This window comes from Neobacillus vireti (genome assembly GCF_036962465.1).
Classification (GTDB): domain Bacteria; phylum Bacillota; class Bacilli; order Bacillales; family Cytobacillaceae; genus Neobacillus; species Neobacillus vireti_B.
On the sequence record NZ_JBALNF010000031.1, the window covers coordinates 123786 to 149021 of the forward strand.

A 25236-nucleotide genomic window follows, 5' to 3' on the forward strand; every position below is an offset into this window, starting at 1 on the left:
AAGTGTTACATTTGGCAAGTTTGTCTACTACAGAGACTCCCATGAAGATTAATGTGAAAACGACCATTCATCAGCAAGAAGGCTCAGAGACCATTGAGCTGCAGGTATTTGGCCGCTATTTTGAAAAAGACGGGGCTTCGTTTCTTAAATACGAGGAAGTTCTTGAAGAAGGTACGGTCCGGACGATTGTAAAGGTTACGCCAGATGAGGCGCTGATCCTCCGAGGCGGGGCCGTGAAGATGCGCCTGCCATTCAAGTTACATAAGAAATTAAGAGGCAGCTATGAGATGCCGTTTGGGGTATTTGAAACAATGACAATGACAAGAAGGCTCGAACACTCAAAGGGTCTGATTGATATTCTTTATGATTTCACGATGCAGGGCTCACCTGCCGGTACATACCATATGGAGATAACCTTTCAGGAGGAAGAAAGATGAATATAGTAGAACAGGTACAAACAAAACTAAAAGAAGAAATCAAAGCAGCCGTGCTGAAGGCAGGCCTAGCTTCAGAAGAGCAGATTCCCGATGTCATTCTCGAGACTCCAAAGGAAAAGGCTCACGGTGATTATTCAACCAACATGGCGATGCAGCTTGCGCGCGTCGCAAAAAAGGCACCGCGGATGATTGCGGAAGCCTTGGTTGCCAATTTTGACCGCACAAAGGCCTCAATCGAAAAAATTGAACTGGCGGGTCCAGGCTTTATTAACTTTTACATGAACAATGCTTATTTAACAGACTTAATTCCGACCGTTCTACAAGCTGGGGATCACTACGGCGAAACGACAACAGGCAACCGTCAAAAAATCCAAGTTGAGTTTGTTTCAGCGAACCCAACCGGGGACCTGCACCTTGGGCATGCACGCGGTGCGGCCGTTGGCGACTCGCTTTCCAATATCCTTGCCAAAGCAGGCTATGATGTTTCCCGTGAATACTATATTAATGATGCCGGCAACCAGATTAATAATCTAGCTTTATCGGTAGAAGCACGCTATTTCCAAGCACTTGGCCTTGAGAAAGATATGCCGGAGGATGGCTATCATGGCGCTGATATTATCGGAATCGGTAAAACCTTAGCAGAAGAGTTCGGCGATAAGTATGTGAATGTTACGGATGAAGAGCGTTTTGAATTTTTCCGTGAGTATGGGTTGAATTATGAAATGGCCAAGCTGAAGAAAGACCTTGAAGATTTCCGCGTTGGCTTTGATGTGTGGTACTCAGAAACGTCCCTTTATAAAAATGGCAAAATCGATGAGGCGCTTGCCGCACTTCGTAAAACAGGCTATATCTTTGAGCAGGACGGGGCAACCTGGCTGCGTTCAACTGATTTTGGCGATGATAAGGACCGCGTTCTTATTAAACAGGACGGCTCTTATACGTATTTAACACCAGATATTGCTTACCACAAGGACAAGCTAGAGCGTGGATTTGAAAAGCTAATCAATATTTGGGGTGCTGACCACCATGGTTATATTCCACGGATGAAGGCAGCCATTCAGGCCCTCGGATATGACCGCGAGGCGCTCGAGGTTGAAATCATTCAGTTAGTGCACCTTTATAAAAACGGTGAAAAGATGAAGATGAGTAAGCGGACCGGAAAAGCCGTAACGATGCGGGATTTGGTTGATGAGGTCGGCCTCGATGCGACGCGTTATTTCTTTGCGATGCGCAGTTCAGACACTCATATGGATTTTGACTTGGATTTAGCCGTCTCGGAATCCAATGAAAACCCAGTTTACTATGCACAATATGCTCATGCCCGAATTTCTAGTATCCTCCGTTCAGGCGAAGATCAGGGTATTCACGTTGATGCAGATGCTGATTTTTCGTTCCTCGGCTCTGAAAAAGAAATTGACCTATTAAAGAAAATTGGCGAGTTTCCGGCGGCTGTTGGTGAGGCTGCACAGAAGCGTGTGCCGCACCGCATCACAAATTATATCTTGGAATTAGCCTCAGCGTTCCATAGTTTTTATAATGCGGACAAGGTGCTTGATAGCGATAATCTAGACCGCACGAAAGCACGCCTTGCCTTGGTAAAATCCGTGCAAATCACACTTAAAAATGCACTCGCTTTAATTGGCGTTTCAGCTCCAGAAAAAATGTAAAATTTAAATGAAAGCCTCACGGTTTGAAAAAGAATCCGTGAGGCTTTTATTTATGGGGAATTTTTATTTTTTAAATGAATATGTTCCAAAAAAATGCAGATAGTAAAGATAGAAATTGAGTAGGAGTGAACCGTACAAATGAATATTGGAAGAGCAAAAGAAATACTTGAATCAGCGGATATGATAAATGTGACCTATGATGGCACCCCCGTAATCATTCAACATGTTGACGAAACCACCAAAATGGCGCGGATCTATACCCGGAAGGATCCGGAGAATGAACAGGATGTTCCCGTTCTCAATCTAATCGAGGAATAGAAAAGAGTCTCCAGCGTAAACGGAGACTCTTTCATTTTATTTCAATACTGGCCCCGCTTATCCGCTTAAATCCCCGCAATTTACTTAAATCCTCGACCAATTTTAAGGCCGCCTGATCCTTTGCTTTGGCCTCAATCATAAAATCGACATCCTGCCCGAGTTCACGCAGTAAATTAACAAACGGGATAATAAATTCCGGGTCGACCAAATCAGCATGGGAGCGGAATTCCTTTTCATTTTTTGGAGAAGAAATATGAACTTTCGGCACCACTTCACCCTTAGACCAGGTCGCAAAAATTTGCGGCAGCAGCTCCTCTAGTGGGGTTTCACTAAGATTGGCCATATGATGATGATAATCAAACACTAACCGTATCTCTTCTTGCTCACACACCTTTAGGGTTTCTTCAGCCGTATAAGTCTTATCATCGTTTTCTAAGGTCATGACCTTTTTAATGTGACTAGGCAAACTGGTCAGGTTTTCATAAAACCGCGACAGTGCGGCGGTCTTATCTCCATAGGCCCCGCCAATATGGATATTAATCAGCCCTTTATCAGCAATCCCCATTGCTTCAAACATCTGATAATGATAAGTCATATCGACGACAGCATTTTCGGTAATCGTCTTTTTTGGAGAAGTAAACAAGGTAAATTGATTCGGATGAAAGCTGACTCGCAAATGATGCCGTTTTACTAAGTCGCCAATTTCCTGCCATTCTTTTAAAAAAGGAGTAGTAAAATCCCAGCGCACCTCCGGATGTGTCGCCAAGGGGACAATCGAACTCGAGAAACGGTACAATTCGATTTCGTGCGCCAGATTGTAGTAAAGCATCCTTAAGGTATGATTGAGATTTAACCTCGTCACCTCGAGCAGCTTTTCCTTGCGCTCCGAGGCGCTAAGCTGCTGATAGCGGGTAAATGTCAGTGCCTTCGCCGGGGAGGCATCCCATAAACTGATTGCATGTGAAACATAGCCAAACCGAATTTTAATCATCAACACTTCCCCTTATAAAAAGTAGCAAACAGCCCCAGCTACCGTTTCTTTTACCGACCGCCATAGATTTGGTTTATTTAGGACAGTTAGCGACAGCTTTTTAGAATCAAGGATGTCCTGATCGATAACCCTTTTCAATCGCTTGATAAAGGCTGGATCATAGATATAGCAATTTATTTCTTTATTTAAAAATAAACTGCGCCGATCGAAATTAGCAGTTCCAATATCACAAATTTTATCATCAATCAGGATTGTTTTTGCATGATAAAAACCATTTTGGTATTGATAAACCTGGGCACCTGCCTTTAAAAGCCTTCGTAAAAAACGGTAAGATGCCTCTTGGACAAGGATATGATCAGAGGTATAGGGGACAATGAGCGTAATATGGACGCCGCGCCGCCGCGCTGCGAGTAATTCCTTGAAAATGGCCGTGCTTGGAATAAAATAGGGGGTTCCAATGATAATCGATTGATCGGCCTTCTTGATCAGGTCAATAAAAATTCCCTCCAAAATCCCCGCTTCGGTGGGGTTTAATTGATGCCGGATGCTGCCTTTGGACACTGGAGGGAAAAGCCGTGGATCGTGGTGAACCTTTTCACCCGCATACTCGTTCCAATCCAGCAAAAACGCACTCTGCAAAAAATGAACACCCTCACCTGTTAGCTTTAACTGGTAATCCCGCCAAGGGCTGAGCTTTGGATCTTCATCAATATATTCTTTGCCAATATTAAAGCCCCCCATATAGCCGACCTTTCCGTCAATAATCGATATTTTCCGGTGGTTTCGAACTTGGGCTGAGTAAAAAAGGAAAGGGAGTTTGACCCGATTGCTAAACGCGACCTCGATGCCGGCGGCCTTAAGGTCCTTCACCTCTTTTTTCTTAATCGTTAAACTGCCAAGCCGGTCAATAAGCAAGCGGACCTCGACACCTTCTTGCGCTTTTTCTTTTAAAATCGTGAAAAATTCCTGTCCCAAGCTGTCATTCTTTATAATATAATACAAAATATGGAGATGTTTTTGGGCCTTTTGAATCTCAGAAAAATAACTCCGGAAAAAATCCTTGCCATGTGTAAAAATCTCAAACTCGCTGTGGAGGATGCCGGTCTCCACTTTATTTGCAATCAGAAGATGCTTCTTTCGGCCTAAGCTAAAATCTAAGACAAGCCATATAATGAAAAGAACAAGCAGTCCACACAAAATGACTACAAATTTCATTGGAAATCCTTCCCCCATTCGGTTCAGTTAGTTTCCCCAAGTACGTACTTTTCTATAAGTTGGGCAATTTTATAAAAATAATTTGACTGAATGCTCATTCATTTTTATAATAGAGATAGATACAATTCAGAAAATTTACTATTTTCTATGAACAATCGGGGAGAATCAAAGAAAGGGGCGTTTTACTTGAATGGTCTTTTATGGGTCAATCTCATTGCGTTTCTCGCTGTAACCGCTTACGCAATCAGTCTGTTTGTTTATGTGGTCAGAACAAGGATTGAATTTATCAAACTGGGGAAGAAAGTTGAGTTTGATAACAATGTCAAAGAACGGCTGCAAAAAATTTGGGTCAATGTGTTTGGCCAAAAGAAACTCTTAAAAGATAAAAAAAGTGGTGCCATTCACGTCATGTTCTTTTATGGCTTTATTTTAGTCCAATTTGGCGCCATTGATTTTATTTGGAAAGGGCTTGTACCTGGCTCACATCTGCCGCTGGGTCCATTGTATGCAGGATTTACCTTTTTCCAAGAGATTGTCACATTAATGATTCTCGTTGCGGTAGTGTGGGCTTTTCATCGCCGCTATGTTGAAAAATTAGTCCGCTTAAAGCGCAATTTCAAATCAGGTCTGGTTCTGTTATTCATTGGCGGATTAATGGTATCTGTTTTACTGGGGAATGGTATGGGCCTTATCTGGCATGGGGAAGATCCATCATGGACAGAGCCGATTGCTTCAGTTATTTCTGTTATTTTTTCAGGAATTAATGAAACCGCCTCCATTGTAGTTTTTTACATAGCATGGTGGGCTCATTTATTATTCTTGTTAACCTTCTTAGTATACGTGCCGCAGTCCAAGCATGCCCACTTAATTGCCGGTCCGGCCAACGTCTACTTTAACCGTTTGGATAAACCGGGTAAATTGAAAAAAGTTGATTTTGAAGATGAATCACAAGAGTCGTTCGGCGTTGGAAAAATTGAAGACTTTACCCAGCACCAAATGATCGATTTTTATGCCTGCGTCGAATGCGGCCGCTGTACCAATATGTGTCCGGCCACTGGAACGGGAAAAATGCTGTCACCAATGGATTTAATCGTCAAAATGCGCGACCACCTTACCTTTCATGGTGCGTCTGTGACCTCTAAGCAGCCATGGGTGCCGACGTTTGCGTTTGCCAATTCAAAAGGAAATCAGATTGCACTTGCGGCACAGGGGCAGGGTGCACAGGAAACGGCGGCTGCCGCTCTTTACAGCCCAAGTTTGATTGGTGATGTGATTACCGAAGAGGAGATTTGGGCGTGTACAACCTGCCGCAACTGTGAGGACCAATGTCCAGTTATGAATGAACATGTTGATAAAATTATCGACCTGCGCCGTTACTTAGTTTTGACAGAAGGAAAGATGGATGCAGATGCCCAGCGCGCGATGACCAATATTGAACGTCAAGGCAACCCGTGGGGCTTAAACCGTAAAGAGCGGGAGAACTGGCGTGAGGCACGCGAGGACGTCCATATTCCAACTGTGAAGGAAATGAATAAGGCCGGCGAGGAATTTGAATACCTATTCTGGGTCGGCTCAATGGGCTCATATGATAACCGCAGTCAAAAAATTGCCTTATCGTTTGCCAAGCTCTTGAACGAAGCAGGCGTGAAGTTTGCCATCCTTGGCAATAAGGAAAAGAACTCTGGTGATACACCGCGCCGTTTAGGAAATGAGTTCTTATTCCAAGAGCTTGCGGCCAAGAACATTGAGGAGTTTGAGAAGGCAGAGGTCAAGAAAATCGTTACGATTGACCCGCATGCCTATAATATTTTTAAAAATGAATATCCTGATTTCGGATTAGAAGCAGAAGTATTCCACCATACGGAAGTCCTTTATCAGCTGGTCCGAGACGGCAGGCTTGTTCCAAAGCATGCGGTTAATGAAAAGATTACGTTCCATGATTCCTGTTACCTCGGACGCTACAATGACGTCTACGATCCGCCGCGGGAGATTTTAAAATCGATTCCTGGAGTGCAGCTGGTCGAAATGGAACGCAACCGTGAAAAAGGTATGTGCTGCGGAGCAGGCGGCGGTTTGATGTGGATGGAGGAAGAAACCGGCCACCGCATAAACGTCAGCCGGACTGAGCAGGCGCTAGCCGTCAATCCATCCGTAATCAGCTCGGGATGCCCGTACTGCTTAACGATGCTTTCCGATGGAACGAAGGCTAAAGAAGTGGAAGAAAAGGTCGCAACCTATGATGTGGCCGAGCTGCTTGAAAAAACAATTTGTGGTAATGAGCAAGCAGCCGCTTCATAAATCACAGAGCAAGAGCTTGAATTTTTACAAATCAAAATTTTAAAAATTTTGTGTAAAACATTTCAACTCTTGCTCTTTTTTATGTAAAATAGAGATATACAATAAAACGCTTACATTACGCATGAGCTGGGATCCTTGTTTCCGTACTTGCGTTATATTTTTTGATTCATTTCGAGCGAGCGTTCAGTCGCCGCAGGCAAAGGGAGAACAGTAGAAAAATGAAAAAAGGGAGAGATTAGTATGGGTAGAACGGTGATTTTAAGCGGTGTCCGCACACCTTTTGGAAAGTTAGGGGGAAATTTAAGCAGCTTTACTGCGTCACAGCTAGGCGGGATTGCCGTGAAGGAAGCGTTGATTCGTTCAGGGGTGAAGCCGGAGGAAGTAGGGGAGGTCATTCTTGGAACGGTTTTACAAGGCGGGCAGGGGCAAATTCCATCGCGGCAGGCAGCTGTTCACGCTGGACTGCCATGGGAAGTCAAGACGGAGACGATTAACAAGGTTTGTGCTTCAGGAATGCGCAGTGTGACGTTGGCAGACCAAATCATCCGTGCAGGCGATGAAGAGGTTATTGTCGCTGGCGGAATGGAATCGATGAGCAACGCGCCATATGTTTTACCAAAGGCAAGATGGGGCTTCCGCATGGGCGACTCAACGGTTAAGGACTTAATGATCCATGACGGCTTGACCTGCAGCTTTACTGGGGTCCATATGGGCACTTATGGGAATAGTACTGCTGCGGAGATGGATCTGTCACGTGAAGCTCAGGACGAATGGGCGCTTCGAAGCCATGTTAAAGCAATTGCTGCGATCGAGAGCGGAAAATTGGCAGAGGAGATTGTATCGGTTGAGGTACCGCAGCGTAAAGGGGAACCGGTGGTGGTTTCTGCTGATGAGGGGCCTCGTAAGGATACGTCGTTGGAGCGCTTGTCCAAATTAGCCCCGGTGTTTAATTCAACCGGCACAATTACAGCCGGGAACGCGCCGGGCGTGAATGATGGCGCAGCTGCGCTTGTGTTAATGAGTGAAGAGCGGGCTGAGCGTGAGGGCCGCCAGGTGAGGGCTGTCATTCTTGGCCATGCAGCGATTGCGGTCGAAGCAAAAGATTTTCCGCAGACCCCGGGTTTGGTGATTAATGAACTGTTAAGAAAAACTGGCCGTAGCTTGGATGAGATTGATTTATTTGAGATAAATGAGGCTTTTGCAGCGGTTGCTTTAGCAAGCGGAAAAATTGCTGGTCTTGATATGGAAAGGGTCAATGTTAATGGCGGCGCGGTGGCGCTTGGTCATCCGATTGGTGCAAGTGGGGCCCGGATTATTATTACCTTGATGCATGAATTAAAGCGCCGCGGCGGAGGTGTCGGGATTGCTGCCATTTGCTCAGGCGGCGGCCAGGGCGATGCGGTGATGATTGAGGTACCAAAAGCGTAGGTTGTTGGATTGAGGCGGCGCGGCGAATCTAATTTGCGGTTGGGAGGCCGTTATTTGCGGATAAGGTTGTTTTATTGGCCGATACCGGCCTCTTACTTGCGGATAAGCAGGTTTAATTCGCGCAAGGGAAGCTGACTTGCGAATAGCCAGAAATCATTTGCGGATACCTGCTTTTGACTTGCGGATAAGCAGGTTTAATTCGCGCAAGGGAAGCTGACTTGCGAATAGCCAGAAATCATTTGCGGATACCTGCTTTTGCTTGCGAATAAGCAGGTTTAACTTGCACAAGGGAAGCTGACTTGCGGATAGCCGGAAGCCATTTGCGGATACCGCCTTTCAACATGCAAGTAGGCGGACCCCGCCGCTTTTACAGAGAACTTTTTAAAAAGAGAGTTGGAGGGAAAAACATGAACGTTTCAAAGATTATGGTAATCGGCGCGGGTCAAATGGGCTCCGGAATTGCCCAGGTCTGTGCCCAAGCCGGATACGAAGTGGTACTGAACGACTTAAAACCTGAATTCGTGGAGCGGGGGTTAGGAATCATCCAGAAAAATCTCACCCGCAACGTCGATAAAGGTCGAATCACCGAGGAACAAAAGCAAGAAGTAGTCACCAGACTAACCTCATCAACCGATCTCAATGATGCCAGTAGCATCGATCTAGTCATTGAAGCCGCAGTTGAAAATATGGAAATCAAAACAAACATCTTTTCGCAGCTAGACAAAATCGCTCCAGCCCATACCATCCTAGCTAGTAATACCTCATCATTGCCTATCACAGAAATTGCCGCTGCCACCAATCGTCCAGAAAAGGTAATCGGCATGCACTTTATGAATCCAGTTCCCGTAATGAAACTCGTCGAAATAATCCGTGGGCTTGCAACAGCCGATGAAGTCTATCAAGTGATTGAAGATATGACGAAAACATTGGGCAAAGTACCAGTTGAGGTAAACGATTTTCCTGGCTTTGTCTCGAATCGCATCCTGATGCCAATGATTAATGAAGCTATTTATACGCTTTACGAGGGCGTTGCCACCAAAGAAGCCATTGATGAAGTGATGAAGCTTGGCATGAATCATCCAATGGGACCTCTCACGCTGGCGGATTTTATTGGCTTGGATACATGCTTATACATTATGGAAACTCTCCATGAAGGTTTTGGCGATGATAAGTATCGTCCGTGTCCGCTTTTGCGTAAATATGTGAAAGCCGGCTGGCTCGGTAAGAAATCAGGGCGCGGTTTTTACAACTACGAATAAGATAGAAAAGCGGAAGCGCCTTAACAGGGGCGACAGGCTTAAGACGAGCCAGCGAGGAAGGCTGTTTTTTAGCCTTCTTGATGGATTGGCTTAAGACCCCGAGCCCCTAGGAGCTGGAGCTAGAAAATAGAAAAGCGGAAGCGCCTCGAACAGGCGCTGAAGCCGGACAATTAAATAAACCAGGTGGATTACGCCGTCATTACATAACCGAAGATTCCCCTGGCACACAGCATCAGAACTATTCATCCTCAGAAAGGGGAGACATATGATGAACCTGACATTTACAGAAGAGCAAGAAATGATGCGGAAAATGGTTCGTGATTTTGCTCAGAAGGAAATCACACCCTTTATTGAAAAAATGGAAAAAGGGGAATTTCCCCGGGACATTCTTCGCAAAATGGGGGAGCTCGGTCTGATGGGGATTCCCGTTCCAGAGAAGTATGGCGGGGCGGAGATGGACTTTACCTCGTATATTATTGCGATTCATGAGCTGTCAAAAGTAAGCGCGACAGTTGGCGTAATCCTGTCTGTCCACACCTCCGTCTGTACGAACCCAATTTTGTACTTTGGAACGGAGGAACAAAAGCAAAAGTATATACCCAAGCTGGCATCGGGCGAGTACCTAGGGGCCTTTTGCTTAACCGAACCAAGTTCAGGATCAGATGCGGCCAGTTTAAAAACGCGGGCGGTGAAAAAAGGAGACCATTACGTATTGAATGGCTCCAAGGTGTTTATCACGAACGGCGGCGAGGCTGATGTGTATATAGTGTTTGCAACTACGGACCCAGCCCTTGGAACAAAAGGGATTGCCGCTTTTATTGTTGAAAAAAATACCCCTGGTTTTATCGTCGGCAAGGATGAGAAAAAAATGGGGCTGCACGGCTCAAGAACGGTGCAGCTAACCTTTGAGGATTTGCATGTTCCCGTGGCAAACATGCTTGGCCAAGAAGGCGAAGGCTTTCGAATCGCAATGGCAAACCTCGATGTCGGCCGAATTGGCATCGCGACCCAGGCACTGGGAATAGCAGAAGCGGCTTTTGAAGCAGCAACAGCCTACGCGAAAACGCGCCATCAATTTGGCAAACCAATTGCGGCACAGCAGGGGATTGCCTTTAAACTGGCCGATATGGCGACAAGTGTCGAGGCGGCGAAACTATTAGTCTATCGGGCTGCTGAATTGCGGAGTAAAGGATTGAAGTGCACGTTGGAGGCGTCGATGGCAAAACTGTTTACCACTAGGACAGCAGTGGAAGTGGCAACAGAAGCGATTCAGGTATTAGGCGGCTACGGTTATACGGAGGATTATCCGGTTGAGCGTTTTTTCCGTGATGCCAAGGTGACGGAGATTTATGAGGGCACGAGCGAGATTCAAAGGATTGTGATTAGTAAGCATCTATGATTTGGTTATGAAATGTTATTAAATTTATAAATTTGTCTATATGTCCGCACTTTTTGTTATATCTCAATAATTTTTGTTAATAAATCCAAAGAATGGGCCCCGGATGGGCAGAGGAGGCACTCAAAATGCAATTTAAATTATCGGAAGAGCATGAAATGATTCGAAAAATGGTTCGGGATTTTGCCCGCAACGAGGTCGCGCCGACAGCGGCAGAACGTGATGAGGAAGAACGCTTTGATCGTGAAATTTTTGACAAAATGGCGGAACTGGGGTTAACGGGAATTCCCTGGCCGGAAGAGTACGGCGGCATTGGCAGCGACTTTCTTGCTTATTGTATCGCGGTTGAAGAGCTTTCCCGCGTGGATGCTTCAACAGGCGTCCTCTTGTCTGCCCACACCTCGCTGGCCGGCTGGCCGATTTACAAATTCGGAAATGAAGAGCAAAAACAAACCTACCTGCGCCCAATGGCAGAAGGAAGTAAAATCGGTGCTTATGGGTTAACAGAGCCTGGCAGCGGTTCGGATGCGGGCGGGATGAGAACGACCGCCCGTTTAGAAGGGGACCATTATATCTTAAATGGCTCAAAAATCTTTATTACCAATGGCGGTGAGGCCGACATTTATGTGGTCTTCGCCTTAACCGACCCAACAAGTAAACAAAAAGGAACGACAGCGTTTATTGTCGAAAGCGATTTCCTGGGCTTCTCGGTTGGCAAAAAAGAAAAGAAACTTGGTATTCGTTCCTCGCCCACAACCGAAATTATTTTTGAAGATTGCAAGGTTCCAGTAAAAAACCGGCTTGGTGAAGAAGGTGATGGCTTTAAAATCGCGATGATGACGCTCGATGGCGGCCGGAACGGCATCGCTGCCCAGGCAGTCGGCATTGCCCAAGGCGCCCTTGATGCAGCCGTCGACTATGCACGCGAACGCCATCAATTTGGCAAGCCGATTGTCGCCAATCAAGGTATCTCCTTTAAGCTGGCGGATATGGCTACCAATATTGAAGCCGCAAGACTACTAACCTATCAAGCAGCATGGCTCGAGTCCAATGGCTTACCGTACGGTAAAGAATCGGCAATGTCCAAACTGTTTGCAGGAGACACGGCGATGAAGGTGACAACGGAAGCCGTTCAAGTTTTTGGCGGGTATGGCTATACAAAAGATTATCCGGTTGAACGGTTTATGCGCGATGCGAAAATCACACAGATTTATGAAGGAACACAAGAAATTCAACGTCTCGTGATTTCGAGAATGATCACAAAATAAACAGCCATGCCAACAGGGGTTCGAGCCCCCTTGGCGTTGGTGCTAGAAAAAGGCGGTACCTAGGATGAAAAAAAGAGAAGTTCAAGCCTCTGTAAAGGATGAGCGCCTTGTCCAAAAAAGGCGTGATCAAATGATCAAAGGGGCTGTATCACTTTTTAAACAAAAGGGGTTTCACCGGACAACGACAAGGGAAATCGCCAAAGCAGCTGGCTTCAGCATCGGCACATTGTACGAATACATTCGCACAAAAGAGGACGTCCTATACCTGGTCTGTGACAGCATTTATGACCACGTAAGTGAACGGCTTCAACAGGATTTGGCTGTGGAAAAAGGGACATTGGAAAGCTTGAAGCACGGAATTGCTGACTTTTTCCAGGTCATGGATGAAATGCAGGCCGAGGTGCTAGTCATGTACCAGGAAGTGAAATCACTTTCCAAGGATGCCCTGCCATATGTCCTGAAAAAGGAAATGGAAATGGTCGCGATGTTTGAGGAGCTGTTGACCCGTTGTGTTGAAAACGGAGAACTTCGGTTATCGAAAAAACAAATCGAACTTGTTGCCCACAATATTTTTGTGCAGGGACAAATGTGGGGATTTCGCCGCTGGGCCTTAAGAAAGCTGTTTACGCTCGAGGAATATATTGCGATGCAGACAGAGGTCTTATTATCGGGCATTCAAGGCGGGGTCTCGGGGGCAGTTACAGTTCCGGAGAAGGGGTAATTACACGATTAGGTCATTTTTCCAAAAGGGGGAGCACGATGGGGAAATATCAGCCACGGCATCATATCCGCTTTGTGACGGCGTCAAGCCTGTTTGACGGTCATGATGCCTCCATTAATATTATGAGACGGATTCTGCAGGCGAGTGGGGCGGAGGTCATCCACCTTGGCCACAACCGCTCGGTCGAGGAGGTTGTGAACGCCGCAATCCAGGAGGATGTCCAAGGAATAGCGATATCGTCGTACCAAGGCGGGCACGTTGAATATTTTAAATATATGTATGACTTGTTAAAAGAAAAAGGCGCCCCGCATATCCGAATTTATGGCGGCGGCGGCGGGGTAATTATCCCGCGTGAAATGGATGAGCTGCACGCTTATGGAATTGCCCGGCTGTTTTCACCGGAGGACGGGCGCACGCTTGGTCTGCAGGGGATGATTGATCGGATGATCGAGGAATGTGATTTTTCAACAGTCACTTCCGAGGTTAACGAGCAGATTGCTAAGCTGCCGGCAGGTGATGTGAATGCGATTGCCAAGTTGATTACGATAGCAGAGCTTCATGTTGATAAAAAGAACGAGGCTGCGGCTGCAGCTGAACAGGTGCTCGAACAGGTGAAGTCACTTGAAAAGGGGATTCCTGTTGTCGGGATAACCGGAACGGGGGGAGCTGGAAAAAGTTCGTTAACCGATGAGTTAATTCGTCGCTTTATCAATGAATTCCCGGATAAAAAGGTCGCAATTCTTTCTGTCGACCCAACCAAACAAAAAACAGGCGGAGCGCTGCTTGGCGACCGGATCCGGATGAATGCTATTTTCTCTCCGAATGTGTACATGCGCAGTCTCGCGACACGATCTTCCAAAAATGAATTATCGCTGGCAATAAAAGATGCTGTGACTGTTACCAAGGCGGCAGGCTTTGACCTAGTAATTGTGGAAACGAGCGGCATTGGTCAGGGTGATGCGGAAATTACCGAGATCTGTGATGTGTCGGTGTATGTGATGACGAGCGAATTTGGAGCACCATCACAGCTGGAAAAGATTGATATGCTCGACTTTGCCGATTTGATTGTCATTAATAAATTTGAACGCAAGGGCTCAGAGGATGCAAAACGCCAGGTGCAAAAGCAGTACCAGCGCAACCATATGCTGTTCGAAAAAGATCTGGACGAAATGCCGGTATACGGTACGATCGCCAGCCAGTTTAATGACCAGGGGACAAATGCGTTGTTTGCGGCGTTAATCGAGGTGATTAATGAAAAGGCAGGCACCGAGTGGATGACGTCGTTTAGTAAGGGTGCGGTCGTTGAAAAGCAAAATGTGATTATTCCGACAGACCGGCGCTATTATTTACGTGAGATAACCGAGACGGTGCGCGGATATCATCGCAAGGCCGGAGCCCAGGCCAATATTGCCCGGAAATTATTTCAGCTTGAAGGTGCCATTGAGGCAGTTCAGGATCAGCCGGAAGTGGCGGCGGTTTTAGAGGCAGTGAAGCAGGAAACAGAGGCGCAGCTGACAGCGGAATCGCGAAAAATCTTGGCGTCATGGGAACAGACAAAGTCAGCATATGCCGGTGAAAAATTTGTTACGCGCATAAGGGATAAAGAGATTATCACCGTTTTAAAATCGAAAAGTTTATCAGGCCTTGATATTCCAAAGGTGGTTCTGCCTAAATATAAAGATTATGGTGAGATTTTGCGCTGGGTGTACCGCGAAAATGTTCCAGGTTCCTTCCCTTATACGGCTGGAGTGTTTCCTTTTAAACGCGAGGGTGAGGATCCGAAGCGCCAGTTCGCTGGTGAAGGAACACCGGACCGGACGAACCGCCGTTTTCACTACTTATCAAAGGATGATGCGGCAAAGCGTTTAAGTACCGCCTTTGATTCAGTTACGTTGTACGGAGAAGACCCGGATTATCGTCCCGATATTTTCGGGAAAGTTGGCGAAAGCGGGGTCAGTGTTTGTACGTTGGATGATATGAAAAAGCTGTATGCCGGTTTTGATTTATGTCACCCGTCAACATCGGTCTCGATGACGATTAATGGACCGGCTCCGATTATTTTAGCTATGTTTATGAATACGGCCATTGATCAGCAGGTGCAGGCGAAGGAAGCAGAGCTTGGCCGGACGCTGACGGTGGAAGAGTTTGCTGGAGTTCGTGCCTACACACTGCGTACTGTACGCGGGACTGTTCAAGCTGATATTTTAAAAGAAGACCAAGGACAGAATACGTGTATTTTTTCAACAGAGTTTGCCTTGCGGATGATGGGCGATATTCAGCAGTATTTCATTGACCACCAAGTTCGCAATTATTATTCTGTGTCGATTAGCGGTTATCACATTGCCGAAGCCGGTGCCAATCCGATTTCCCAGCTCGCGTTTACGCTCTCGAATGGCTTTACGTATGTGGAATATTATCTGAGCCGCGGCATGAAGATTGATGATTTTGCGCCGAACCTGTCGTTCTTTTTCTCGAATGGCCTGGATCCAGAGTATACGGTAATCGGCCGGGTGGCGCGGAGGATTTGGGCGACGGTGATGCGTGATAAATATGGGGCGAATGAGCGCAGTCAAAAGCTGAAGTATCATGTCCAGACCTCAGGGCGGTCGCTGCATGCCCAGGAAATCGACTTTAATGATATCCGCACGACCCTGCAAGCGTTAATGGCGCTCCAGGATAACTGTAATTCCCTTCATACCAATGCCTATGATGAGGCTATCACAACGCCGACCGAAGAATCGGTGCGGCGGGCGATGGCGATTCAGATGATTATTACGAAGGAGCATGGGTTAACAAAGAATGAGAACCCCCTTCAAGGTTCGTTTATTGTCGAAGAGCTGACCGATTTAGTGGAAGAGGCGGTACTTCAGGAGTTTGACCGTTTGAATGACCGCGGCGGGGTGCTCGGTTCAATGGAGACCCAGTATCAGCGTGGCAAGATTCAGGACGAATCGATGTATTATGAAATGAAGAAGCATACCGGAGAATTGCCGATTATTGGCGTCAATACGTATGTAAATCCGAATCCGCCATCTGAGGAAGAGGTCAATAATATGGAATTGGCCCGTGCTACGAAAGAGGAGAAGGAATTGCAGATTCAAAATTTGCGGGACTTCCAGGAAGCCCATTCGAGCGAAACAGCAGCTGCCTTAACTCGCTTGAAGGCTGCGGCAGTCAACAATGGCAACATCTTCGCCGAATTGATGGAAACCGTCAAAGTCGCCAGCCTCGGGCAGATCACGAAAGCCTTGTATGAGGTTGGAGGACAGTATAGACGGAATATGTAACACTTAAACAGTATTAACGGTGACAGGCACCATGTGAAGGTTTCACATGGTGCTTTTCGCGGATTGTCTATTTTTGTGGTAAAATATTTTGTTGTTATCGATATCAAATTAATCAAGTATCTTATATAATCAATCTTAGCATTTCACTTCTATGTGTTTACAGGTAGGTGTCCAGATGAAGGGTCGTCACATAATCATTATTTTAATCATTTTCGCCTGGCCATTAGACTATTTATATCAACGGCAGCTGGGTGCAGTTTCGTTCCTGCTTTTGGCCATCCTCTTTCTATATGTTTCCATTAAAGAGATGAAAAAGCTTAAAAGGGAAAAATCTCAGAAGGGGGAATAATTAATCCCTGCAAAAATTCAAGACAAACTATCTACTTACACTAGCATAAACACCAAGAATTTGTTTATAATGAAGAATATGCAAAAATTAGAAGTGTGGAAAGTGTATCACCCGCACGGAAGCTAGACAGTTATCAAAATTCAATTCATTTTTCATACATAGAATCCTAACTGTCCCGGACCACTCGGAAAGTTATGAGTGTTAAATAGAGAAAGGAAGTGCCAATAGTGAGTTTAGCACAATACTCAAAAGAGGAATTGCAAGAGTTTTCCCTCATGGAAATGGCTTATGAATATTTAAAAAATAGCAAGCAGCCCATCTCTTTTCACGATTTAGTGAGCGAGATTAAAGCCGCAGCTGGAATATCGGACGAAGAAATTCGGACACGCCTGGCACAATTTTATACGGACATCAACATCGACGGCCGTTTCCTCTCCTTAGGAGAAAACCGCTGGGGATTACGCTTCTGGTATCCAGTCGATACGGCTGAAGAAGAGGTAATCACAGCCGTTAAACCGAAGAAGAAAAAGGCGAAGAAGGTTGTCGACGAAGAAGAGCTTGAGGACTTCGATGAAATTGATGAAGAAGATTATGATGATCTGGATGACTTTGCCGATGATGATGACGATCTTCTTGATGATGACGACGATTTGGATGATGATCTGGATGACGTCGATGAATTTGATGATGACGACGATGTCCTTGATGAAGATGATGAAGATGAATTTGAGCTTGATGAAGACGAAGTTCTCGATGAAGAACTTGATGAAGAAGATGAAGAGTTTGACGAAGTGGAAGAAGACGAAGACCTGTAAGTTTGACATTGAATTCTGCCGTTTATCTCTTATTGGGAATGAATGAAACAGCTTGACTTTTTATTCTAGCCCCTGTATTATCTTTTTTGGGCTCCTTTTAAAAGGACGAATGAATATAACGAATATGCGCTCCCCTCGCAATGCTGCGAGTGGAGCGCTTTTTATTTTTAAGCGAAGCTGGAGAGTGCCATGGCACCTTTGCTTTTCTAAAAAAACTCCCAGATTAGGGGTTTTTTCGTTTTTGGAGCAATAGGGAAATAATTTTAAAAAAATATCCTTAAACAACCTGAATAATGTACAAACTGTAATAGAGGAGGACTATTTATGACAAAGTATATTTTTGTTACGGGTGGTGTAGTATCATCACTTGGAAAAGGGATTACCGCTGCTTCGCTAGGGCGTTTATTGAAAAATCGAGGTTTAAATGTAACAATCCAGAAATTCGATCCGTACATTAACGTGGACCCAGGGACCATGAGTCCTTACCAGCATGGTGAAGTATTCGTTACCGATGATGGTGCGGAAACCGATTTGGACCTTGGCCACTATGAGCGTTTTATTGACATTAATCTAAACAAGTACTCAAACGTAACAACAGGAAAAATCTATTCAACGGTTTTAAGAAAAGAGCGCCGCGGGGACTACTTAGGGGCAACCGTACAGGTTATTCCTCACATCACGAATGAAATCAAAGAGCGCTGCTTCCGGGCAGGAAAAGAAACAAATGCTGATGTTGTTATTACCGAAATTGGCGGTACTGTTGGAGATATCGAATCACTGCCATTCCTTGAAGCGATTCGCCAAATTAAAAGTGATATTGGCAGCAAAAATGTAATGTACATTCACTGTACGCTGATTCCTTACATAAAAGCGGCTGGTGAAATGAAGACGAAACCCACCCAGCATAGCGTAAAGGAACTGCGCAGCCTAGGAATACAGCCAAATATTATTGTCGTCAGAACAGAATATCCAGTTTCTCAAGATATGAAGGATAAACTGGCCTTGTTCTGTGATATTGATGCCAAAGCGGTGATCGAGTGCCGTGATGCGGATACCCTTTATTCCATTCCGCTTGCCCTGCAAGAGCAAAACATGGATCAAATCGTTTGTGATCACTTAGAATTAGGTACGCAGCCAGCAGAAATGACCGAGTGGACTGCACTTGTTGACCGTGTTCTAAACCTATCCGGTAAAGTCCGTATTGGTCTTGTTGGTAAGTATGTAGAACTTCAGGATGCCTACATTTCAGTTGTCGAAGCGATGAAACATGCCGGTTATGCATTTGATACAGATGTAGAAATCAAGTGGATTAATTCCGAAGATGTTACCCGTGAAAATGTTGCTGAACTCCTTAAAGATGTCGATGGCGTGCTTGTGCCTGGCGGATTTGGCGACCGGGGCATTGAAGGGAAGATTGAAGCGACCCGTTATGCCCGTGAGCAGAAAAAGCCATTCCTTGGTATTTGCTTAGGTATGCAGCTGGCTACGATTGAATTTGCCCGCAATGTATTGGGTTATGGTGATGCACATTCTGCAGAATTTGTGCCGGAAACAAAGCATCCAATTATCGACCTTCTTCCTGAGCAGAAGGATGTAGAGGATTTAGGCGGCACATTGCGTTTAGGTCTATATCCATGCCGTCTTGCGGAAGGTACAAAGGCGTTTGAAGCATATGAGGATGAAGTGGTATATGAGCGTCATCGTCACCGTTATGAGTTTAACAATTTCTATCGTCAAGAGATGGAAGCAAAAGGATTTGTGTTCTCAGGGACTAGCCCTGACGGCCGTTTAGTGGAGATCATCGAGTTGAAAGACCACCCATGGTTTGTCGCATCACAATTCCATCCGGAATTCGTATCAAGACCTACTCGTCCACAGCCGTTATTCCGTGACTTTATTAAGGCTTCTATTCAAAAATAATTTGTTTTACTGGCCAGTTCCGTGTTTGCGGACTGGTCTTTATTTTTCTATAAAAAGGAAAAACAGCCAATATTGCTGAAAAAAGAACTAATGGTTCGCTTAAGCCAGCCAATGCTGCTGAAAAAATGGCCAATCACCTCTAAAAGTGAGCCATTCATCCCCAAATCTCAGCCAATCAAAAAAATAGGGCCCGCCAAGGCCCTATTTTACTCCTCATATTCTGCTAAAATCTCATCAATCGTAAATTTTAAGCCGTGATAGATAAACAATGCCGCCATTGCGGATGGATAACCAAAACGATTTCCGATCTCATCGGGAAGCAGTCCTTTTGTTAATCGCAAATCGATATGGACATCGGCTAATTGGGATAAATCCTGATCAGAGGGCTCAATCACTGTAGAAACTGCCACAAAAGGGATCATCTTTTTGCGGAGCAGCTGGGCGAGTTCAAGTGCCTGCTCATCAGTAGAAAACCTGGAAAACAGCAGGACACGGTCAGCGTCACTTAGCCCGTCCATCTCAGTTTCGGTTAACACCTTGGCCGCCTGTAACGGCTCGGCTCCTTCTACTGCTTCAAATTCCACTGCCTTCATTTCCTTCGTGCCATAGAGATAGATGGAACCGTCACCTGCAGGGGCCTGGGCGAGCAGGCGGGCGCCATCCTCAAATGAAAATTCCTCTTTTTCTGCTAATTTTTTAAAAACACCCGTTAATTGGGTAGTAAACATTTTTAACATGTTAACCCTCCTTTTACGCCATCCATTATAAACTTTTTTTGGGCGTAACCCAAAAACAATTGTAAAATAACAAAACTTTAAGCAGGATATTTATTTCTCAAGGTAGAAATATAACAAGTAAAAGAGAAAGCTAAGAAAGAGGTGGCGTTTATGAAAGAGAAAATTTTAATTGTCGACGATCAATTTGGCATTCGCATCTTGCTAAATGAAGTGTTTCAAAAAGAAGGATACCAAACATTTCAAGCTGCAAATGGAGTCCAGGCACTTGAGATCGTGACAAATCATCATCCGGATCTTGTTCTCTTGGACATGAAAATTCCCGGTATGGACGGTATTGAAATCTTAAAACGAATGAAAGTTATCGATCCAGAGATTCGCGTCATCATCATGACCGCCTATGGCGAATTGGATATGATTCAAGAAGCCAAAGACCTTGGTGCTCTAACCCATTTTGCAAAGCCATTCGATATTGATGATATCCGTGCGGCTGTCCGCAAACATATTCCGCAAAAAACAAACTAAATAATGGTATTTATTTAAAAAGTAAAGCCCCAAAATAGACAACTTTCAATGGGTACGCTTTCATTGTGACAGTTTCAAAAAAAGCACTCGAATAATGGCATTTCCTCATTTCTTTTGATATGATACATATGAACTTTTAACAGGCTGGATATCATTTGATTTATACATAATCGACAAATCAGAGGGAAATCCTTTTATGGAAGACCCTGTTTAAAATGGTACCAAGCTAACTTAAGGAGGAAGAGAAAATGCCTTTAGTATCAATGAAAGACATGCTTAACAAAGCGAAAGCGGAAGGCTACGCTGTAGGTCAATTCAATTTAAATAATTTAGAATTTACACAAGCAATCCTTCTAGCTGCACAAGAAGAGAATTCACCAGTTATCCTTGGTGTATCCGAAGGTGCTGCTCGTTATATGGCAGGCTTCAAAACCGTTGTAAAAATGGTAGAAGGCTTAATGGAAGATTATAAAATTACTGTACCAGTGGCAATTCACCTTGACCACGGTTCAAGCTTTGAAAAATGTAAAGAAGCCATCGATGCAGGCTTTACATCTGTTATGATTGACGCTTCACATCACCCATTTGAAGAGAATATTGAAATTACTAAAAAAGTAGTAGACTACGCTCATTCAAAAGGTGTTTCTGTAGAAGCTGAGTTAGGAACAGTTGGCGGACAAGAAGATGACGTTTCTGGAAGCATTATCTATGCTGACGCTCAAGAATGTGTTGAGCTTGTAAAACGCACAGGTATCGACTGTTTAGCTCCTGCATTAGGATCTGTACACGGCCCTTACAAAGGTGAACCAAATCTTGGTTTCAAAGAAATGGAAGAAATCGGCAACCTTACTGGAATGCCATTAGTATTACACGGTGGTACTGGTATCCCAACAAAGGACATCCAGCGTTCTGTTTCCCTTGGAACTGCAAAAATCAACGTAAACACTGAAAACCAAATTGCTTCTGCAAGAACGGTTCGTGAAGTATTAGCTGCAAAGCCAGAAGAATACGATCCACGTAAATACTTAGGCCCAGCTCGTGACGCGATCAAAGAAACTGTAATCGGCAAAATTCGCGAATTCGGTTCTGCAGGCAGAGCTTAATAACATCTTTTGGTTTCAGAAATAACCGGAACCTTTATAAAAACTGAAAACCGTCCTTTTTTAAGGGCGGTTTATGTCTGTAATTAAGAGTCTGAAAATTTAGTCGAAACTGATAGGATTAAAGGCTCCTTATAAGTCCGGAACAACCGCAGAAACGCCTATTTTTCATTGGGAAACCCCCTCCATTTTTCACAACGAAAACAAACACTCACGACTGCTTTACAAATTGGGATAAATTTTTTTATTATGAATACATGAAATTGGAATTTTCGTGTAAACTAATGATAGACAAGCTGTCGGAATTTGACTTTTTGTGTTGGAAAAATATACCTATAGCCTCGCTTGGTACCAGTGGTCTTTTTAAATAGAGCAGAAACACTCTTAATGGTGCTTGTGCATAAAACAAAAGTCTCGTGCTGACAATCATTCGTAACCTTTCGTGGGCTTAGAAGGGAGTCAATTAATGGAAAAGCTAAAAATTGCGGGCGGTTATCCGTTAAAAGGAACAGTTCGCATCAGTGGAGCTAAAAATAGTGCTGTAGCCCTCATACCAGCAACTATTTTAGCAGAATCACCCGTAACGATCGAGGGATTGCCGAATATCTCTGATGTGGAAATCTTAAAGGATTTGCTCGAAGAGATTGGCGGGAAAGTCGCCATGACGGATGAGGAAATGACGGTTGACCCTTCAACGATGATTTCAATGCCGCTGCCAAACGGTAAGGTAAAAAAGCTGCGTGCCTCTTATTATTTAATGGGGGCGATGCTAGGGCGGTTTAAGAAGGCTGTAATTGGTTTGCCTGGCGGCTGCCATCTCGGCCCAAGACCAATTGACCAGCATATTAAAGGTTTTGAAGCATTGGGTGCCCAAATTACCAACGAACAAGGTGCGATTTATTTACGTGCTGACGAATTGCGCGGTGCCCGAATTTACTTGGATGTAGTCAGTGTCGGAGCAACCATTAATATTATGCTGGCTGCCGTACGCGCTAAAGGCCGGACGATCATTGAGAACGCTGCGAAAGAGCCAGAAATTATTGATGTTGCCACATTGTTAACCAATATGGGCGCGAAAATAAAAGGAGCGGGAACCGACGTGATTCGGATTGATGGTGTCGATACTCTTCACGGCTGCCGGCATACGATTATTCCAGACCGGATTGAAGCAGGAACCTATATGATTATAGGAGCCGCTGTCGGTGAAGGAATTTTAGTCGATAACGTGATCCCTCAGCATTTGGAATCATTGATTGCTAAACTTCGTGAGATGGGTGTGCGGATTGAGACGAGTGATGACCAAGTATTTGTTGATGGTTCTGTCAACATGAAAGCGGTTGATATCAAAACGCTCGTATATCCAGGGTTTCCAACTGACCTGCAGCAGCCATTTACGACGCTCTTAACAAAAGCATCAGGATCAGCCGTGGTGACCGATACCATTTATGGTGCCCGTTTTAAACATATTGATGAACTTAGAAGAATGAATGCAAATATTAAGGTGGAAGGCCGATCGGCCATTATTAACGGTCCGATCCAGCTCCAAGGTGCAAAGGTGAAGGCAAGCGATCTGCGTGCCGGAGCAGCCCTTGTGGTTGCAGGGCTGCTAGCTGAAGGAATTACAGAAGTGACCGGTCTTGAGCATATTGACCGTGGTTATAGTAATTTAGTTGAAAAACTAAACGGACTCGGTGCCACTATTTGGCGGGAAGCACTAACAAAGGACGAGCTCGAACATCTTAAGAACACATAACAGACGGCGCGATCTTTGCCGAGAATTCTAGTAATTAAATAAAGTAGACGTAGACAGTACAAAAGGTGTCAGGCACCATACAGAAGAGGCTAGATTCATGCATCTAGTCTCTTCATTTAATTCACAAGGATAAGGAATAATTACCAATAATGGAATTATTATTTTTTAGTTGATTAATTTTTTGTACAGAGGGTAAAATAGTAATTGTTTTTATTATGCATATATTCTGCAATCCTATTCATTTCTTTTCTCTACTTCTATTTCAATTCCTCTAATTTCTAATTATTATCTAACTGGACAATCTCCCGCTTTTAACTAGCGGATTTGCTGGAAAAATTTTAAAGAGTGGTGTACAAATGGACTTAACAATTTCAAGTTTAGAGAATATGAAGCTGAAGGAACTTTATGAGCTTGCTCGCGAATATAAAGTAACCTACTACAGCAAATTAACGAAAAAAGAACTAATTTTTGCAATCTTAAAATCTCGTGCCGAACAACAGGGCTTTTTCTTCATGGAAGGTGTTCTCGAGATTATTCAATCAGAGGGTTTTGGATTTTTACGGCCAATCAATTATTCGCCAAGCTCAGAGGATATTTATATTTCCGCATCGCAAATCCGCCGTTTTGATCTTCGCAATGGGGACAAGGTGTCCGGTAAGGTTCGGCCTCCAAAAGAAAATGAACGCTATTATGGCTTGCTTCACGTAGAAGCAGTTAACGGAGAAGATCCGGAATCTGCAAAGGAACGTGTCTACTTCCCAGCGTTAACTCCACTGTATCCAAACAGACAAATGAAGCTAGAGACGACGCCGAAGCATGTGTCGACGAGGATTATGGATGTTGTGGCACCGGTCGGTTTTGGTCAGCGTGGTCTGATCGTAGCCCCTCCAAAGGCTGGAAAAACGATGCTGATAAAAGAAATTGCCAACAGCATTACGACCAACCATCCAGATGTCGAGTTAATCGTGTTGTTAATCGATGAACGTCCGGAAGAGGTAACCGATATTGAACGTTCTGTTGCCGGAGATGTGGTCAGTTCGACGTTCGATGAGGTTCCTGAGAACCATATTAAAGTAGCTGAGCTTGTTCTTGACCGGGCAATGCGTTTGGTTGAACACAAGCGGGATGTCGTGATTTTGATGGACAGTATTACCCGTTTAGCGCGTGCCTATAACTTAGTCATCCCGCCAAGCGGCCGGACACTTTCGGGTGGTATTGACCCGGCAGCGTTCCATCGTCCAAAGCGATTCTTTGGTGCGGCCCGGAATATTGAAGAGGGCGGCAGCTTAACCATCCTCGCTACGGCCCTTGTTGATACGGGTTCACGTATGGATGATGTTATTTATGAGGAATTTAAAGGGACAGGTAATATGGAGCTGCATCTTGACCGTCAATTGGCAGAGCGCCGTATTTTCCCTGCGCTTGACATCCGCCGTTCCGGTACTCGTAAAGAAGAATTACTTATTCCGAAGGACCATTTGGATAAGCTATGGGCAATTCGCAAATCGATGTCAGATTCACCAGACTTTGCTGAGCGCTTCTTGAAAAAACTCCGCCAAACGAAGTCGAACGAAGAATTTTTCGCCCAATTAGGGGAAGAGTTGAAGGCTAGACGGTAGTAGAAGATTGTGCTTTGGACTGGATTTGTTGAGGGTGCAATTTTCGTTCCTTTTTTAAAAAGAAACCAACAAATCCCAGCTTGCAAAAATAGGATACCCTTGTTATAATGGGTGCAGTGTCTTTTATGTAATTGAT

General features: G+C 44.8%; 20 protein-coding genes. 17 read left to right on the plus strand and 3 right to left on the minus strand.

The window, feature by feature from the left end; all coding sequences use genetic code 11:
• The first annotated feature begins 2 nt into the window (after nucleotides 1-2).
• The 3 genes from V7077_RS14365 to V7077_RS14375 all read left to right on the plus strand — a co-directional run bounded on the left by V7077_RS14365 (nucleotide 3) and on the right by V7077_RS14375 (nucleotide 2422).
• Complete coding sequence (locus V7077_RS14365; RefSeq protein WP_335502797.1) at nucleotides 3-437, plus strand: DUF1934 domain-containing protein; 435 nt, start codon at nucleotides 3-5, stop codon at nucleotides 435-437.
• A complete protein-coding gene (gene argS, locus V7077_RS14370) occupies nucleotides 434-2104 on the plus strand; it encodes an arginine--tRNA ligase (protein ID WP_335502800.1) in 1671 nt (556 codons plus the stop codon). Before V7077_RS14365 ends, argS begins: the two co-directional genes overlap by 4 nt.
• A gap of 138 nt (nucleotides 2105-2242) precedes the next feature.
• A complete protein-coding gene (locus V7077_RS14375) occupies nucleotides 2243-2422 on the plus strand; it encodes an H-type small acid-soluble spore protein (protein WP_215045444.1) in 180 nt (59 codons plus the stop codon).
• Nucleotides 2423-2453: 31 nt separating this feature from the next.
• Here V7077_RS14375 and uvsE read toward each other — a convergent pair whose 3' ends face one another.
• Nucleotides 2454-3410 (minus strand): UV DNA damage repair endonuclease UvsE, encoded by a 957-nt coding sequence (gene uvsE / locus V7077_RS14380; RefSeq protein WP_335503066.1) that lies wholly within the window; start codon nucleotides 3408-3410, stop codon nucleotides 2454-2456.
• Between the two features lie 15 nt (nucleotides 3411-3425).
• On the minus strand, nucleotides 3426-4628 hold the full coding sequence (gene cls / locus V7077_RS14385; RefSeq protein WP_335502805.1) for a cardiolipin synthase: 1203 nt from the start codon (nucleotides 4626-4628) through the stop codon (nucleotides 3426-3428).
• Between the two features lie 186 nt (nucleotides 4629-4814).
• Between cls and V7077_RS14390 the strand changes: the two genes are divergently transcribed.
• From V7077_RS14390 to V7077_RS14435, 10 genes are all read left to right on the plus strand, one after another.
• On the plus strand, nucleotides 4815-6926 hold the full coding sequence (locus tag V7077_RS14390; RefSeq protein ID WP_335502809.1) for a (Fe-S)-binding protein: 2112 nt from the start codon (nucleotides 4815-4817) through the stop codon (nucleotides 6924-6926).
• Nucleotides 6927-7166: 240 nt separating this feature from the next.
• Nucleotides 7167-8354: an acetyl-CoA C-acetyltransferase gene (locus V7077_RS14395; RefSeq protein WP_335502812.1), complete on the plus strand. Its 1188-nt coding sequence runs from the start codon at nucleotides 7167-7169 to the stop codon at nucleotides 8352-8354.
• Between the two features lie 407 nt (nucleotides 8355-8761).
• Nucleotides 8762-9613 carry a 3-hydroxybutyryl-CoA dehydrogenase gene (locus V7077_RS14400; RefSeq protein WP_335502815.1) on the plus strand — a complete coding sequence of 284 codons (852 nt, stop codon included), beginning with the start codon at nucleotides 8762-8764 and terminating at the stop codon, nucleotides 9611-9613.
• Nucleotides 9614-9881: 268 nt separating this feature from the next.
• Nucleotides 9882-11012, plus strand: a complete 1131-nt coding sequence (locus tag V7077_RS14405; RefSeq protein WP_335503068.1) for an acyl-CoA dehydrogenase — start codon at nucleotides 9882-9884, stop codon at nucleotides 11010-11012.
• A 125-nt stretch (nucleotides 11013-11137) separates the two neighbouring features.
• Nucleotides 11138-12277: an acyl-CoA dehydrogenase gene (locus tag V7077_RS14410; RefSeq protein WP_335503071.1), complete on the plus strand. Its 1140-nt coding sequence runs from the start codon at nucleotides 11138-11140 to the stop codon at nucleotides 12275-12277.
• A 64-nt stretch (nucleotides 12278-12341) separates the two neighbouring features.
• Nucleotides 12342-12998, plus strand: a complete 657-nt coding sequence (locus V7077_RS14415; protein WP_235741615.1) for a TetR/AcrR family transcriptional regulator — start codon at nucleotides 12342-12344, stop codon at nucleotides 12996-12998.
• A gap of 38 nt (nucleotides 12999-13036) precedes the next feature.
• Nucleotides 13037-16285 (plus strand): fused isobutyryl-CoA mutase/GTPase IcmF, encoded by a 3249-nt coding sequence (gene icmF / locus V7077_RS14420; protein ID WP_335502820.1) that lies wholly within the window; start codon nucleotides 13037-13039, stop codon nucleotides 16283-16285.
• A 175-nt stretch (nucleotides 16286-16460) separates the two neighbouring features.
• A complete protein-coding gene (locus V7077_RS14425) occupies nucleotides 16461-16634 on the plus strand; it encodes a hypothetical protein (RefSeq protein WP_335502823.1) in 174 nt (57 codons plus the stop codon).
• 227 nt (nucleotides 16635-16861) lie between these two features.
• On the plus strand, nucleotides 16862-17449 hold the full coding sequence (rpoE, locus tag V7077_RS14430; RefSeq protein ID WP_335502826.1) for a DNA-directed RNA polymerase subunit delta: 588 nt from the start codon (nucleotides 16862-16864) through the stop codon (nucleotides 17447-17449).
• A 324-nt stretch (nucleotides 17450-17773) separates the two neighbouring features.
• The gene (locus V7077_RS14435; RefSeq protein ID WP_335502829.1) at nucleotides 17774-19369 is read left to right on the plus strand and encodes a CTP synthase; all 1596 of its coding nucleotides are present in this window, start codon (nucleotides 17774-17776) and stop codon (nucleotides 19367-19369) included.
• Nucleotides 19370-19575: 206 nt separating this feature from the next.
• On the opposite strand, the gene V7077_RS14440 is transcribed toward V7077_RS14435, so the two are convergent.
• Nucleotides 19576-20106 (minus strand): DUF2529 domain-containing protein, encoded by a 531-nt coding sequence (locus V7077_RS14440; RefSeq protein ID WP_335502832.1) that lies wholly within the window; start codon nucleotides 20104-20106, stop codon nucleotides 19576-19578.
• 150 nt (nucleotides 20107-20256) lie between these two features.
• On the opposite strand from V7077_RS14440, the gene V7077_RS14445 reads away from it, so the two are divergent.
• From V7077_RS14445 to rho, 4 genes are all read left to right on the plus strand, one after another.
• The gene (locus V7077_RS14445) at nucleotides 20257-20628 is read left to right on the plus strand and encodes a response regulator (RefSeq protein WP_335502835.1); all 372 of its coding nucleotides are present in this window, start codon (nucleotides 20257-20259) and stop codon (nucleotides 20626-20628) included.
• A 248-nt stretch (nucleotides 20629-20876) separates the two neighbouring features.
• The gene (locus tag V7077_RS14450; RefSeq protein WP_335502839.1) at nucleotides 20877-21731 is read left to right on the plus strand and encodes a class II fructose-bisphosphate aldolase; all 855 of its coding nucleotides are present in this window, start codon (nucleotides 20877-20879) and stop codon (nucleotides 21729-21731) included.
• A 463-nt stretch (nucleotides 21732-22194) separates the two neighbouring features.
• Nucleotides 22195-23481, plus strand: a complete 1287-nt coding sequence (locus V7077_RS14455) for a UDP-N-acetylglucosamine 1-carboxyvinyltransferase (protein ID WP_335502842.1) — start codon at nucleotides 22195-22197, stop codon at nucleotides 23479-23481.
• Nucleotides 23482-23837: 356 nt separating this feature from the next.
• Nucleotides 23838-25100, plus strand: coding sequence for a transcription termination factor Rho (gene rho, locus V7077_RS14460; RefSeq protein ID WP_335502845.1), 1263 nt, complete (start codon nucleotides 23838-23840; stop codon nucleotides 25098-25100).
• Nucleotides 25101-25236 lie beyond the last annotated feature (136 nt).

Coding starts and splice junctions, on each gene's coding strand:
- argS (WP_335502800.1), top strand. CDS start 434: ATGAATATAGTAGAACAGGTACAAACAAAACTAAAAGAAGAAATCAAA.
- V7077_RS14375 (WP_215045444.1), top strand. CDS start 2,243: ATGAATATTGGAAGAGCAAAAGAAATACTTGAATCAGCGGATATGATA.
- cls (WP_335502805.1), bottom strand. CDS start 4,628: ATGAAATTTGTAGTCATTTTGTGTGGACTGCTTGTTCTTTTCATTATA.
- V7077_RS14395 (WP_335502812.1), top strand. CDS start 7,167: ATGGGTAGAACGGTGATTTTAAGCGGTGTCCGCACACCTTTTGGAAAG.
- V7077_RS14400 (WP_335502815.1), top strand. CDS start 8,762: ATGAACGTTTCAAAGATTATGGTAATCGGCGCGGGTCAAATGGGCTCC.
- V7077_RS14405 (WP_335503068.1), top strand. CDS start 9,882: ATGAACCTGACATTTACAGAAGAGCAAGAAATGATGCGGAAAATGGTT.
- V7077_RS14410 (WP_335503071.1), top strand. CDS start 11,138: ATGCAATTTAAATTATCGGAAGAGCATGAAATGATTCGAAAAATGGTT.
- V7077_RS14415 (WP_235741615.1), top strand. CDS start 12,342: ATGAAAAAAAGAGAAGTTCAAGCCTCTGTAAAGGATGAGCGCCTTGTC.
- icmF (WP_335502820.1), top strand. CDS start 13,037: ATGGGGAAATATCAGCCACGGCATCATATCCGCTTTGTGACGGCGTCA.
- V7077_RS14425 (WP_335502823.1), top strand. CDS start 16,461: ATGAAGGGTCGTCACATAATCATTATTTTAATCATTTTCGCCTGGCCA.
- V7077_RS14435 (WP_335502829.1), top strand. CDS start 17,774: ATGACAAAGTATATTTTTGTTACGGGTGGTGTAGTATCATCACTTGGA.
- V7077_RS14440 (WP_335502832.1), bottom strand. CDS start 20,106: ATGTTAAAAATGTTTACTACCCAATTAACGGGTGTTTTTAAAAAATTA.
- V7077_RS14445 (WP_335502835.1), top strand. CDS start 20,257: ATGAAAGAGAAAATTTTAATTGTCGACGATCAATTTGGCATTCGCATC.
- V7077_RS14450 (WP_335502839.1), top strand. CDS start 20,877: ATGCCTTTAGTATCAATGAAAGACATGCTTAACAAAGCGAAAGCGGAA.
- V7077_RS14455 (WP_335502842.1), top strand. CDS start 22,195: ATGGAAAAGCTAAAAATTGCGGGCGGTTATCCGTTAAAAGGAACAGTT.
- rho (WP_335502845.1), top strand. CDS start 23,838: ATGGACTTAACAATTTCAAGTTTAGAGAATATGAAGCTGAAGGAACTT.